13 protein-coding genes are annotated in these 14,624 nt (G+C 38.0%); 10 read left to right on the forward strand and 3 right to left on the reverse strand.

All coding sequences use genetic code 11. The features are described 5' to 3' along the window. From gldG to M0R21_03645, 5 genes are all read left to right on the forward strand, one after another. A partial coding sequence (gldG, locus tag M0R21_03625; protein MCK9616904.1) for a gliding motility-associated ABC transporter substrate-binding protein GldG occupies positions 1-1,712 on the forward strand: 1,712 nt, incomplete at its 5' end. A gap of 121 nt (positions 1,713-1,833) precedes the next feature. After that, the gene (locus M0R21_03630) at positions 1,834-2,895 is read left to right on the forward strand and encodes a DUF4340 domain-containing protein (protein MCK9616905.1); all 1,062 of its coding nucleotides are present in this window, start codon (positions 1,834-1,836) and stop codon (positions 2,893-2,895) included. Positions 2,896-3,039: 144 nt separating this feature from the next. Continuing rightward, a complete protein-coding gene (locus tag M0R21_03635; protein ID MCK9616906.1) occupies positions 3,040-5,385 on the forward strand; it encodes a CotH kinase family protein in 2,346 nt (781 codons plus the stop codon). 114 nt (positions 5,386-5,499) lie between these two features. Continuing rightward, the gene (locus M0R21_03640) at positions 5,500-7,278 is read left to right on the forward strand and encodes a M20/M25/M40 family metallo-hydrolase (protein ID MCK9616907.1); all 1,779 of its coding nucleotides are present in this window, start codon (positions 5,500-5,502) and stop codon (positions 7,276-7,278) included. Between the two features lie 13 nt (positions 7,279-7,291). Then, positions 7,292-7,687: a GtrA family protein gene (locus M0R21_03645; GenBank protein MCK9616908.1), complete on the forward strand. Its 396-nt coding sequence runs from the start codon at positions 7,292-7,294 to the stop codon at positions 7,685-7,687. 3 nt (positions 7,688-7,690) lie between these two features. Here M0R21_03645 and M0R21_03650 read toward each other — a convergent pair whose 3' ends face one another. The 3 genes from M0R21_03650 to M0R21_03660 are packed head-to-tail and all read right to left on the reverse strand — an operon-like array spanning position 7,691 to position 10,030. Next, positions 7,691-8,479 carry an alpha/beta fold hydrolase gene (locus M0R21_03650; protein ID MCK9616909.1) on the reverse strand — a complete coding sequence of 263 codons (789 nt, stop codon included), beginning with the start codon at positions 8,477-8,479 and terminating at the stop codon, positions 7,691-7,693. Continuing rightward, the gene (locus M0R21_03655) at positions 8,463-9,305 is read right to left on the reverse strand and encodes a hypothetical protein (protein MCK9616910.1); all 843 of its coding nucleotides are present in this window, start codon (positions 9,303-9,305) and stop codon (positions 8,463-8,465) included. The genes M0R21_03650 and M0R21_03655 overlap by 17 nt, the downstream gene beginning before the upstream one ends. Positions 9,306-9,316: 11 nt before the next feature. Continuing rightward, entirely contained in the window at positions 9,317-10,030 is a 714-nt protein-coding gene (locus tag M0R21_03660; protein ID MCK9616911.1) for a pyridoxine 5'-phosphate synthase, read from the reverse strand. A 142-nt stretch (positions 10,031-10,172) separates the two neighbouring features. Here M0R21_03660 and M0R21_03665 point away from each other — a divergent pair, with 142 nt between their 5' ends. The 5 genes from M0R21_03665 to M0R21_03685 all read left to right on the forward strand — a co-directional run bounded on the left by M0R21_03665 (position 10,173) and on the right by M0R21_03685 (position 14,620). Continuing rightward, complete coding sequence (locus M0R21_03665; GenBank protein MCK9616912.1) at positions 10,173-10,835, forward strand: CBS domain-containing protein; 663 nt, start codon at positions 10,173-10,175, stop codon at positions 10,833-10,835. A gap of 4 nt (positions 10,836-10,839) precedes the next feature. After that, positions 10,840-12,261 carry a BamA/TamA family outer membrane protein gene (locus M0R21_03670; protein ID MCK9616913.1) on the forward strand — a complete coding sequence of 474 codons (1,422 nt, stop codon included), beginning with the start codon at positions 10,840-10,842 and terminating at the stop codon, positions 12,259-12,261. Between the two features lie 10 nt (positions 12,262-12,271). After that, entirely contained in the window at positions 12,272-13,150 is an 879-nt protein-coding gene (locus M0R21_03675; GenBank protein ID MCK9616914.1) for an NAD kinase, read from the forward strand. Between the two features lie 66 nt (positions 13,151-13,216). Continuing rightward, on the forward strand, positions 13,217-13,870 hold the full coding sequence (locus M0R21_03680) for a porin family protein (GenBank protein ID MCK9616915.1): 654 nt from the start codon (positions 13,217-13,219) through the stop codon (positions 13,868-13,870). 9 nt (positions 13,871-13,879) lie between these two features. After that, on the forward strand, positions 13,880-14,620 hold the full coding sequence (locus M0R21_03685) for an isoprenyl transferase (GenBank protein ID MCK9616916.1): 741 nt from the start codon (positions 13,880-13,882) through the stop codon (positions 14,618-14,620). Positions 14,621-14,624 lie beyond the last annotated feature (4 nt).

Raw genomic sequence — 14,624 nt, forward strand, 5'->3', positions numbered from 1 at the left:
GGAAAAACAACCTTTTTCAATTAGGAATGTATTTACTTATCGTCATTCTTATCAACATCATAGGTTCGTTTCTCTTTACCCGGTTCGATCTTACTGCCGAAAAAAGGTACTCGCTTTCCCCGGCAACTAAAACGATGTTAAAAGAGCTTGACGATATAGTTTTCTTCAGGGTGTACCTTGACGGGGAATTTCCGGCAGGTTTCAAACGATTGAAAAATGAAACTAAGGAAATGTTAGACGAATTCAGGGCATACAGCAACAATATTGAGTATGAATTTATCAATCCTTCGGAAAGCGGAAACAGCAAAGAAAGAAACGATACTTACCAGCTTTTGGTAGAAAGGGGGCTTAATCCTACCAATTTACAGGTAAAAACAAAAGAAAGCAATTCGCAGCAGATTATCTTTCCAGGGGCTTTAGTAAGCTATAAAAACCACGAAGTTCCCCTGCAACTACTTATTTCCCAAATGGGCATATCATCCGAACAAATCATCAATAACTCCGTAAAACAACTGGAATATAACATAATTAACGCTATCCGAAAACTGGCTGTCCGCGAAAAGCCTAAAATTGCTTTCATTGAAGGACATGGTGAACTTGACAAAATGCAGGTGTATGATATTACCAACGCACTGAGTGAGTTTTACACAGTAGAACGAGTAAAAATCGATGAAAAAGTTTTTAGCCTTACTAAACGCGATAGCACAAAAGACGGGAAAATACACGTAAGAAATCTTTACAAAGCTATTATCATCGCCAAACCCGATTCCGTTTTCAGCGAAAAGGACAAATTTATTATTGACCAGTTTATCATGCGTGGAGGGAAGGTTCTGTGGCTGATTGACCCGGTGAGTGCCAGCATGGATAGTCTGCAAAATACCAGTCAAACCATGGGCATTGCCAACGAAATTAATCTTGAAGACCAGCTTTTTAATTATGGGGTCAGATTAAACAATAATTTGTTGATGGACCTTACCTGTCTTCCTATTTCGATGGTTACCGGAATGATAGGTAACCAGCCGCAAATCAGCCTGTTCCCCTGGTATTATTTCCCGGCAGTTTTTTCGCAAAGCGAGCACCCCGTGGTAAATAATCTCAATGCCGTTAAATTTGAATTTGCGAGCAGCCTCGATACGGTAGGAACAAGCGACATAAAAAAAACCATTCTTCTTACTACCTCAAAATACACCAAAATAGTCAATACACCAGCCCTGATTGACCTCGAAATTTGCCGTAACGAGCCTGACGAAAGCCAGTTCAACAGTTCTTCTCAACCTGTGGCTATTCTGCTCGAAGGGAAATTTGAATCTTTTTACCGCAACCGTATTCCACCTGCACTCGCCGACAACAAATACCTCAGCTTTGTTGAATATGGCGAACCTTCTGCAATGATGGTAATTTCCGATGGCGATGTCATCAAAAACCAGTTTCTGCGTACACAGGGGACGCCTCTTCCTTTAGGCTATGACCAGGATACACGACAATCATTTGGCAATAAAGATTTGATATTGAATATTATGAATTATTTTTGCGATGATTCCGGTTTGCTGGCAACCCGTACCCGTGAAGTCCAACTACGCCTGCTTGATAGCTCCCGGATAGAAAACGAAGGCTCCTATTGGAAATTGCTGAATGTTATTGTTCCCATTTTGCTGGTAGGTATTTTCGGATGGATACAATTTCTGTTTCGAAAAAGAAAATATACGCGGTAATATGCATTTTTACATACCAATTATTAATAGAAACTTATATCTAAGTAAAAGTCCATTCCTGTGTTTAATTCTATTTATCAAAACATTATAAAAATAATGACACACTAAAACAGTAGCAATTATGAAGAAAAACAAGAAAATTATAATAATTACTTTATTACTATTATTAGTTGCTACTGCTCTTATACTGAGCGACAAGACTTTTACCATTCAAAAGGCACTCCGGGATTTTGCCGTTGACGATACCGCTTCAATAACTAAGATATTTTTAGCCGACAAACGCGATAATATGGTTACCCTTACCAAAGTTTCACCCGGTGAATGGAAGGTAAATAATAAATTTACCGCCCGTAAAGAGGGAATAGACATTCTGCTAAAAACAATACTAAACGTAAGTGTAAGAGAACCTATTGCCAAATCAGCTCATAACACTGTGGTAAAACTGCTGGCTACCCGTTCGGTAAAAGTGGAGATTTACCAGAAAGTATTTCGTATCCACATCGGCAAACTCCGCCTTTTCGAACATGAAAAACGCACCAAATGCTATTATGTGGGAGATGCTACCATGGACAATCAGGGCACCTTTATGATAATGGACAAATCTTCGCAACCCTTTGTTTGCTACTTGCCACATCTGCGGGGTTTTCTTACTACCCGCTACACTGCAAAGGAAGATGACTGGCGCGACCACAGTATTTTCCCATTAAAACCACAGGAAGTTACATTTCTGGAAATTCGTTTTTCGGAAACGCCCAAGCAATCCTTCAGGGTTACGCACCGTCCGGGAACCGACCAGTTTACTTTTACTGATTATAACAATAAGCAACTCCTTGATTTTGACATTCCTAAAGTGGTAGACTTATTTACTACTATCAGCACTTTAAAATTTGAAGCATTGCTCAACAACGTTGTGCCTGTTGAAATCCGTGATTCTATCCTTTTGTGTACTCCGCTTCATACCATTACCTTGCACGATAAGTTCAACAAGGAATATGTTTTACAGACTTTCCATAAGCCGCCCCGCTTTGATGATGAAACCAATAGTGCAGGTGTACCTTTACAATTCGATCCCGACCGTATGTACGCTTACTCCGTGTGGAGCAACGATTTGTTACTTATTCAGTTTTATGCGTTCGAAAGTTTTCTGAAACCCGCTGCATTTTACCAGCTTTCGGGAAAATAACAATTGTGCATTCCAGTTGTAATAAAACATTATTTCTGATTTGTTACAAAAATTCGGGAATATCTATTAATGTTTTTTCATTTTTGTTTTGCATATGGTTTTTTTTCTCCTAAATTTGCCCTATCCTTAAGACAGGAACAAATAATGAAAAAAATATTGTATTTTGTTGTTTTTTTGGTTGCACAATTATTTCCAATTGTATTAAACGCACAGGGGCTGGTTATTAATGAAATCATGTCGGCAAACAATAATACCATTGCCGATGAAGATGGGGATTACGAAGACTGGATTGAACTGTACAACGAAACCAACGAAATAATTAATCTTGCAGGTTACTCTCTTTCCGACAAGATAAGTTCTCCAACAAAATGGACTTTTACCAACTATCTACTCGAACCAGGCACCTATTTACTTGTGTTTGCTTCCGGAAAAGACAGACATACACTTCCATATTTCCATACCAATTTTTCTATTAAAGCAGAAGGAGAAGATGTTTTACTCAGCAGTCCACAGGGAGAAATAATCTCTCATTATAATGCTGTTTCTTTGACGGAAAATAATAGTTATGGTTGCCGAACGGATGGTCTTTTGAACAATCTTGTGCTTTTTAAAGGTTCTACTCCTGAGAGTACCAATAATTTTCAGCAAGAGCTAAATAGCATGGACAGTTTGACTTTTTCAAAGCCTCAAGGGTTTTATACCAGCAATTTCAATTTGGTCATTACCCACACTAAGCCCGAAGCAATTATCCGCTACACACTCAATGGCAGCGATCCTACTCCGCAATCGCCCGTTTTTATTTCTCCTTTGCTTATTAAAAATTGTGAAAATGATCCCAATGGAATATCAATGATTCCAACCAACCCATTAGATTTGCCTTATCATGAATTTGTGTGGAAAGAACCGCGAAATAATGTTTTAAAAGCTATAACTTTAAAAGTGCGTTCTTTTATCGATACCATTGCTGTTTCTGATGTTTTTACCCAAACATATATTGTTCACCCCAATATTTTTACCAAATACGCCAATTTTGCCGTAGCCTCTCTGGTTACTGATTCGCTTTGTTTATTTGACTATGCAACCGGTATTTATATCCCTGGTTTGTATCACGACCTTGATCCCACTTGGTATTTTTGGTATGGTACCGGAAATTATTTCCAAAAAGGAGACAATTGGGAACGTCCGGCTAATCTTACTTTTTTTGAGGGTAGTGGTTCTTTAGCTTTTCAGCAAAATGTTGGAATCAGAATAAATGGAGGAGGTACAAGAGTTTTTCCACAAAAGACTCTACGAATATATGCAAGAAATACTTATGGGCAAAGTAATATTAATTATAAATTGTTCCCTGAAAAGAACATAACAAAATATAAACACTTTCTGTTTTCAAACAACGGACAAGATTTTGTTAACTCAACTATAAATGATATTGTTTCTTATTGTATTGTGAAAGAATTGGATATAGAAGTTCAATCATACAGACCTTCTGTTTTATTCATCAATGGGGAATTTTGGGGAATACATAGTATAAGAGATAGGCTTGATAAGTATTATCTTGAATATACAAAAAATATTAACCCTGATAATGTTGATATTATTGAAAACTACCGGGAAGTTGTGGAAGGTGATACTCTTCAATATACCGCTATGCTTGATTACTTAAAAAATCATGATATCACCCAACAAGCGGTTTACGATTCGGTTTCTTCCTTGATAGATATTAATAATTATATTGATTATAATATTTGTAAGCAATTTTTATCTTCCACTGACTGGCCAGGTAATAATGTCTGTTTCTGGAAAGAACGAAGCCCGGGACACAAATGGCGTTGGATGATTTATGATAATAATTTTGCTTTGTTAAATTATGAGGAAAATACTATTGAAATTTCTACAGTAGCGGGAGGTCCTCCCTGGCCTAATCCTGACTGGTCAACTTTTCTGTTAAGGACACTGCTTCAAAATGAAATTTTTAAACAACAATATTTGCAAAGATTTGAATACCATTTATTAAATACTTTCCATCCAAAAAAAATCCTTCATTATATTGATAGCTTATCTGCACTTATCCAGCCTGTTCTTCCCGAACACATTTCCAGATGGAGCTACCCTCAAAGTTTTAATTATTGGCAAGAGCAACTAACAATAATGAAAGAATTTGCCTTAAAGCGTGGCTGTTATGTCCGCCAGTTTCTTATCGAACACTTTAATATTGCCGATTCAACTTATGCAGAAGGTGCTTGTTTATTGAATATACCAAAACTGACTAAAGACATTGTGAAAATTTATGTGGCAGATAATATGGTACATGTAAATATGCCTATGGAATTACACGGAGACATATATATACTCAATATGCTTGGACAAAAAATACTCTATCAACCGGTAGGTGGACAAAACAATTATCAGTTCCCGATAAACGGGGTAAAAGGCTGTTATATAGTCCGGATAATAGTGAACGGGGACTCATATAGCCAAAAAATTGTATTCTAATTTAAAATTCTGAACATTGACATTATGTATGGAATCGCTCACTCTCCCAAGGCTTTGCAAAAGCCTTGGCTACTTATATTTTTTTCTTACTTTTGCCGCTTTTAAAATATTTTGATGAAAAAAATCATCTATTTAATACTATTCCTGTTTGTATTTAGTCATCTGCAAACGTATGCGCAGCATAAAGCTACCATTACCTCTGCCGAGTTGAAAACAGATGTGTATTTTCTTGCTTCCGACTCACTCAAGGGTCGTAAGCCCGGAACCCCGGAAAGCAAAGTTGCAGCCAACTATATTTTAAACGGTTTGGTGCAAAGTGGTACAAAGCCTTTGTGTGAGAATGGTTTCCAACCTTTTGACCTCATCACTAATGTGCAAGCCGGCAAAAACAACATGCTTTTGTTCGGCAATTTTAAAGGAATTGCAGGCAAAGATTTCATTCCTCTATCCTTTTCTGCCAATGCCACACTTTCTGCTCCGGTTGTTTTTGCCGGTTTTGGTTTTGATGCCGATTTTGACAGTATTCATTTACACGACTATCAAAATATGGATGTAAAAAGCAAATGGGTGATGATGCTTCGTGGCGAACCGGATCCGGACAATCCTCACAGCTTGTTTGGCTCCCTGAGTTCCGAAAGAGCAAAAGTGCTTACCGCAAAAGATAAAGGTGCTGCCGGAGTGATATTTGTAAGCGGCAGCAAATTTGAAGAGAATGACAGACTAACCTCTCTTTCCTACGACATGTCTGCTTCCGATGCCGGTTTGCCAGTGATCAATATCAAAAGGATAGTTGCCGACAGTTTATTAAAAAATTCCGGGGTTACCATTGCCCAACTGGAAAGCGATCTTACACTAACCATTAAGTCTAATTCTTTTGAATTACAGACTATTTTAACCGCTCAAACGGAAGTAATTCCCCGGAAAGTACAGGCACAAAACATTGTTGCCTGGATAAAAGGAAAGGATAAGAAACTTTGCAACGAATATATTGTGATTGGTGCACATTACGACCATCTTGGAATGGGAGGTGCAAATTCCGGATCCAGAATTCCGGATACGGTAGCCGTTCATAATGGTGCCGACGACAATGCTTCCGGAGTAGCTGCCGTATTGGAACTTGCCGGTAAATTGGCTAAAGCTAAATTGAAACGTAGTGTAATCTTTGTGCTTTTTGATGCGGAAGAGATGGGATTGATTGGGTCTAAATATTTTGTAAAAAATTCCCCGGTTCCTCTTCCTCAGATAAAAGCAATGATTAATGTGGATATGCTGGGCAGGTTTAAAAAGGATACCAAAACCATCTCGGTAAGCGGAACGGGTACTGCTGCTGAAATGGACTCACTACTCAACATTGCTGAAAAGGGAAGGACTTTTACCATTGGCAGAACCACCGAAGGTTACGGTCCTTCCGACCATGCAACTTTTTACAGCGAAAATATCCCGGTTTTATACTTTACTACCGGTGCTCACGACGATTATCATACCCCTGCTGATGATGCCGATAAGTTGGACTACAACGATGAAGCATTGATTTGCAATATGATAGCAGACATTTCCCTTATTTTTGCCAACATGGAAAAATCTCTCTCTTTCCATGAAGCAGGCCCAAAAGCTCAACCCGAAGGAGGAAGAAGGTTTAAAGTTACCCTTGGCATTGTTCCCGACTTCACTTCTTCCGAAAACAAAGGTCTGCGTGTGGATGGTGTAAGAAAAGGTGGCCCTGCAGAGCGGGGTGGAATAAAAAAAGGAGACATTATAATAGCCATTGACGGACAGATAGTTTCTAATATTTACGATTACATGACCCGCCTTACGAAACTGAAACATGGGCAAACCATCATAGTGGAGGTACTTCGCAACAACAAAAAAGAAGTATTACTTATACTGTTATAAATCAGATTTATTTATGTACGAATTGTTGACAAGAGAGTTTTTGATCAAATTTTTAAAATTCGGAGTAGTGGGCTTTTCCGGCGTTTTTGTGGACTTCGGCACTACTGCCGTGGGAAAAGAAATTGTAAAAATTCCCAAGTTTATCGCCAATGCCATCGGTTTTTCGGTGGCTGCCTCCACCAACTACTTTCTGAATCGCCATTGGACGTTCAACAGTCAGAATCCTGATATCGCCGTTGAGTTTGGCGAATTTTTTCTCATTTCCATGATCGGTTTAGCTATCAACACACTCATCCTTTGGCTGATAGTAACCAAATTGAATAAAAATTTCTATTTTTCCAAGCTTTTTGCCATTGCCGTGGTTACCGTTTGGAATTTTTTCGCAAATGCTTTTTTTACTTTCGTATAATATTTATCCTTCAAGTAAACATTCCCTGCCCAGAAAATTACTCAATATGTGGCATAAGGCAACTGGTGCATCGGCATGCACCCAATGACCAGCCTTTTCGACGGTTTTTATTTCCGCTAAAGGAAATAACTTGTAGATCAATTCCTCATCTTTATCCAAAACATAATCCGACTTCTCTCCTTTAATAAACAGGGTCGGTTTTTCAAATTTTCCATTTCCGGCAATTTGTTCGGAAATATCTTCCAGATTCGCTACAATCGCTTTTAAGTTGGGTCGCCAGGCAAAAGCTTCTAAGTTGATCCTGTACAGATTTTTCATGATAAACAAGCGGATTCTTTCGTCTGCAATTTTTTCAGCAATAATTTTTTCAATTTCACTGCGTGAAGACATTTTACTTAAATCCACTGAAAGCATGGCGTTTACCATATCCATATGCATGCTTCTTACTGGATAACTTCCCGGACTGATGTCAATAACCACAAGTTTTTTTACCATTTCCGCGCTCTCAAGCGCAAATTGCATTGCTACTTTTCCGCCCATGGAATGTCCGATGAGTACTGGATTTCTCAACTGGTTTTCTTCAATAAACTCCTGCAAATCCGCAGAAAGTGCAAAATAGTTAAACGTATCGCTGTGCAGCGACTGTCCGTGATTTCGCTGATCGGGAATAAAAACATGAAATTTTTCGGCAATGCGTCTTGCAATGGTTACCCAATTGTCGGACAGACCAAACAGTCCATGCAAAATAATGATCGGTTCTCCCTGTCCGTATTCTCTAAAAAACAACTTCATAAGCTATTACACGGTTGCCTTTGAAAGTTGGTACCAACAACAATTTTTTTTCCTGAACGTAGAAAATATCAGTAGTATTCAATTTTTCTTTACTGGTATCCAATAATTTAATGACTACTTTGGGTGGGTAAACTGCACTGATTTTTCCGTTAAAATCAGAAACCAGCACAAAACCTTTTTCTCCTGATGTAATGCCATCAATAGTTCCGGTTTTTTCAGCAAATGGATGTACCTTTTTGGTTTTTGCATTCACTCTTACAATAGTGTTTTCGCAGCCGATTAGCATTTCATTATTATTGAAACACATCCCATTAGGTTTTTTTATATCAGCAGAAGCCAGCCAGATTTTGGCTTTGCCGTCTTTCAGCATAAAAATTTTATCTGCCTGGGTATCAGAAATAAAAATGTTTCCCGTTCTGTCAATTAAAATATCGTTCAGGAAAACAGCATTTTCAATAGGAAATATTTTACTGATGCTTCCCTTTTCGAGGTCAATTTCCACTACCCTTTTTATGTCGGCAACATACAATTTATCTTTATAAATCCCCATTCCTTTGGGAGCATTTAATTTTTTAATCCATTTTAGCTTTATTACTTTTCCATCTAAAGATAGTTTGGAAATAAAACCATTTTTGTCTTCTTTTGAAGGGCTTCCATTAACATTGGAAACATAATAAACACCTCTTTTAATGTCGTAGCAAACAGATTCGGGAGTTTTAAATACAGCTGGAGTTTCCCATTTTTTCTTCATACGCGATTGTACATCCTGTGTATGCAGCGTGCCAATAAAAATACATGAAAAAAGAAAAAAAAATATTTTTTTCATTTTATAATAAATTATTTGAGTTCACGTAAATACATTTGAATTGTATTTTCCAGTCCAAAATACAAAGCATCACAAATCAACGCATGACCGATGGATACTTCCAGCAAGCCCGGAATTTGCTGTGCAAAATATTTCAGGTTATCCAAGTTCAGATCATGACCTGCATTAATGCCTAATCCGGCTTCATTGGCAACTTTAGCGGCGGTAACATAAGGGGCAATGGCTTGTTCCTTACCTGCCTTATATTCTTTTGCATATGCTTCCGTATAAAGTTCAATCCGGTCAGTTCCGGTAAGTTTAGCATGACGTACCATTTCCACATCCGGGTTTACAAAAATAGAAGTACGGATTCCTGCATGGTGAAAATTCCGGATAATTTCGGAAAGCAACTTTTGGTTGATGATAGTATTCCAGCCATTATTGGAGGTAATGGCATCGGGCGGATCGGGTACAAGGGTTACCTGTACCGGTTTTATTTCAAGAACAAGCGAAATAAAACTTTCGTTCGGATACCCTTCAATGTTGAATTCAGTAGTAACAAGGGGTTTTAAATCACGCACATCCTTGTAGCGAATGTGGCGTTCATCCGGTCGCGGATGTACAGTAATTCCTTGTGCACCAAATTTTTCACAATCTATTGCAGCTTTCAGTACATCGGGCAAATTGCCCCCTCTCGCATTGCGCAAGGTGGCAATCTTATTTATATTTACACTCAGACGGGTCATTTACCAAAATTTTCACAAAAGTAATAAATTCGTATGTTTGTATTGAATTAGTAATCGGTGAAAAAATGGATATTAGTAAACATTCGTTAGCCATTTAATTATTCGATATTCTTCTGCAAACCCTAAATCGCAAAAAGCAAGCATGATAGCCATAGAACTCATCCACAAAGACTTCCTTCCGCTACGAACGACCGATACTGCCATTATTGCTCTAAACTGGATGGACGAATATCGGATAAGCCACCTACCTGTTGTTAATAACGAGGAATATGTAGGATTAATATCCGATACCGAGATTTATAATCTGAGCGAGTTTGAGCAGCCGGTAGGAAATCACCTGTCTGTATTAGCGAAACACAGCATACTGCACAACCAACATTTTTACGAGGTATTAAAAGCCATTACCCTTTTAAAAATCAGTATGCTGCCGGTGGTTGACGAAAAAAATCACTATCTGGGGTCCATATTGTTCAGCGACTTGGTTTACAAGTTTTCTGAATTTATTTCAGCACCAAATCCAGGAACTATTTTTGTACTTGAGATGAATATTAATGATTATTCACTAAACGAGATTTCCTTTATTGTTGAATCGAACGATGCAAAAATTCTTAGTAGTTGCGTTACCACTCATCCCGACAGCATGAAAGTGGAGGTAACCCTGAAAATTAATCGTATGGATTTTATGCCTGTTTTACAAAGCTTTAACCGACATGAATACTTTGTTAAAGCTTATTATGGCGAAAGCGAATACTTCGACGATTTGAAAGACCGCTACGATGCATTGATGAACTATCTGAACATATAATCGTATGCAAGACAAAGCCTGCATTTATTTATTTTCCATTTTATTTATCTTTATTTTAAATACAAAATATTCATATTCTCAGGCACCTTTAGATTCATCGGTTGTAATAAACAATATCATAATTAAGGGAAATAAAATCACAAAAAATAAAATTATTTTTCGTGAAATTTTATTTTCTATTAATGATACATTATCCAAACAGAAGCTTTTCGGAATCATAGAACAAAGCCGGGAAAACCTTATGAACGCAGCTATTTTTAATTTTGTAACCATTGATACTGCCGGAACGGGTAATTCTCCGCGGCAGCTCACTGTTACTATTAATGTAACAGAGCGATGGTACACATGGCCTACTCCCATTTTTCATCTTGCCGACAGGAATTTTAATGTTTGGTGGAAACATCGCGACCTAAGCCGGTTAAACTATGGCATTTACCTTGTACAAAAGAATTTACGTGGCAAAAGGGAAACCCTGCTCATAAGACTACTTACCGGTTACGACGAAAATTACAGTATCTATTATGAAAAACCTTATATTACCCCCGAGCAAAATCTTGGTGCTGGCTTTATGCTTGGGTACGCCCGTAATCATGAAGTAGCATATATGACTGAAAATGATAAACTTTCTTTTTACAAAAACGAGAATTCATATCCTAAAACCGATCTTTTTGGTTTTTTGCAAAGCACTTACCGTTTCGGCATACATACAACCACTACATTTTGCATATTGTACGATAAATACAAATTTTCCGACAGTCTGGTAACAAAAAATATCAATTATACTATTGACAAGCAAAAAAATGTACAGTATTTATCACTGTTTTTTCAATATAAGAACGACCATCGCGATTATAAGCCTTATCCACTTACTGGATACTATTTTGATGTAGAATTAAATAAATTAGGATTACTGCCTGATGAAAAATTAAATTTTTTTTATACAAAGGCTACTCTGCGGAAATATTGGCAATTACATCCAAAATGGTATATTGCCTCCGGTATAACGCTAAAAATTTCTGATAATGGTTTTCAGCCTTATTTTATCAAAAGAGGACTTGGGTATGTCCGTGATTTTGTGAGAGGATACGAATACTATGTGATTGATGGCGAAAGTTATTATCTTGTTAAGTCCAACATTAAGTACAGGCTGATTCAGCCGGGTGTTTTCAAAATACCATTCATTAAAACGGAAAAATTTAATAAGGTCCCGTACGCTGTGTATGCAAACCTTTTTACCGACTGGGCTTACGTGCAAAGCCGCTACCATAAAGAGGAACAAAACAATAAGCTAATTAATAAAATGATTAACGGCAACGGATTAGGATTAGATTTTGTAACTTATTACGATAAGGTGTTTCGACTTGAATTTTCGGTAAACGGAATGGGAGAAACCGGTATCTTTGTGCACTTTATTTCGCCCATATAAATTTGCACCCATGAATATTGCCATTTACGGTAGAACAGGCTCGCTGGAAATAAACGGTTACGTACAGCAATTGGTAAGCAAACTTGAGTCTATGCGCTGTAAGCTACTTGTTTATAAACTTTTTTACGATGACATCTGTAAAAAAATCACTTTTAATTCCGATATCCGTTTATTTACTTCCTACGAAGAACTCAACGGGCACACCGACTTCCTTTTTTCAATCGGAGGCGATGGAACTCTGCTCGAAACCATTACCCTTGTTCGTGATTCTGGCATACCGATTATGGGTATCAACCTCGGAAGGATGGGATTTCTTTCCAGCATCCAAAAAGAAATGATTATTCCGGCAGTAGAAGAAATTATTAATGGCAATTATTTGATAAACACGCGTTCATTACTCCATCTCGATACTGACAGAAATATTTACGGAAATCTTAATTTTGCATTAAACGAAGTTACCGTCAGCAAAAAGGATTCTTCCTCAATGATAAAAATTCACTTATTTGTTAACGAACAGTTTCTTAACTCTTATTGGGCTGATGGGCTTATAGTTGCTACCCCAACGGGATCCACAGGTTATTCACTCAGTTGCAATGGTCCCATACTTACTCCCGATTCTGAAAATTTCGTTATCACTCCCATTGCCACACACAATTTAACCGTACGTCCTATCGTTATACCCGACAAAAGTACCATTCGTATCAGGGTTGAAGGAAGGGAAGCCCATTTTTTAGTAGGATTGGACTCAAGAACGCAAACCATTGATTCATCAACAGAGCTCATTATCCGGAAAGAAAATTTTAATATTAACCTTGTGCAACAACCCAGCGAAAACTTTTTTACCACCCTCAGAAGGAAACTAACCTGGGGATTAGATTTTAGAAATTAATTAACTTCCACTTGTTTATAAGAATTATGCAGGTTGAAAAAATTTCTTAATTTTACAAACTTTTTCATGAAAAATTATATTTTAATATTTTTGATTCTATTGAGTAGTACTGTTTTTTCACAAACGGCAGAAGTAGGCATTACAGGCGGAGGAATGTATTACCAGGGCGACATCAATCCGGGAACTCCTTTTGCAATGACAAAACCTGGTTATGGCATTATTGTCAGATACAATATTGATACCCGCTGGGCGCTGAAATCCAATGTGCTCTTTGGCACCCTGCAAAGCGATGATGCCACCATTGGATACAAAAAAGAAAGAGATTGCAGGTTTAGCACCTCGCTTATCGAAACTACCATACAAGCAGAAGTTAATTTCCTCGACTATTTTACAGGAAGCATGCGTACATATTTTTCACCCTACATCTTTGCCGGTGCTTCATTTTTCATGACAGACAACGTAACATCGGCTGCCATACCCTTTGGAATTGGTGCAAAATACAGCATTTCAAAAAGGATAGGTTTCAGTGCCGAATGGGGAATGCGGAAAACATTTACCGATGAAATTGATGGTCTGGCAGCTACATATCCCGATGGACGACAATTGAGCGATTCACAAACCAACGATTGGTTTTCCTATGCCGGAATTGGCCTTTCCTATAAGTTTAAAATCCTTTCACGTACCCATTGCTTGAATTCAGAAAATGCCTATAAACAATAGCCATTGTAAATGAGTGTAAAAGAAAATATCAACCTGAAAAAATTACCCAAACATGTAGCCATTATCATGGATGGTAACGGCAGATGGGCTAAACAAAGGGGAAAATTCAGGATTTTCGGGCATCAAAGTGGTGTAGAAGCTGTACGCGATACCACCGAAGGAGCTGCCGAACTCGGCATACAATACCTTACCCTGTATGCTTTTTCTACCGAAAACTGGAATCGTCCTAAAAAAGAAGTGGACGCCCTGATGAACCTGCTGGTTGATACTATTTTAAAAGAGACCAAGACTCTTAATAACAACAATATCCGCCTGTTAGCCATAGGCGATCTTGCCAGCTTGGGCACTAAAGGCTACAACAACCTGCAGGAAGCCATTGCCAACACTGCTGGAAATACCCGGATGTCACTTGTACTTGCCTTGAGTTACAGTTCCAAATGGGAAATAACTACCGCAGCAAGAACCATTGCCGAAAAAGTAAAAAACAATCAGCTTAACCCGGCAGATATCACTCAGGAACTTTTTGCTTCTTTCCTTACCACAAATAAAATACCTGACCCAGAACTTCTTATCCGTACCAGCGGCGAATACCGTATCAGTAATTTCCTGCTTTGGCAAATCGCTTATTCCGAACTGTATTTTACCCCCAAATTTTGGCCTGATTTCCGGAAAGAAGACCTGTACAATGCCATTTATGATTACCAGCAACGTGAACGCCGTTTTGGTCTTACTAGTGAACAAATAAAATAACCTG

This window comes from Lentimicrobiaceae bacterium, from assembly GCA_023227965.1.
GTDB lineage: Bacteria > Bacteroidota > Bacteroidia > Bacteroidales > JALOCA01 > JALOCA01.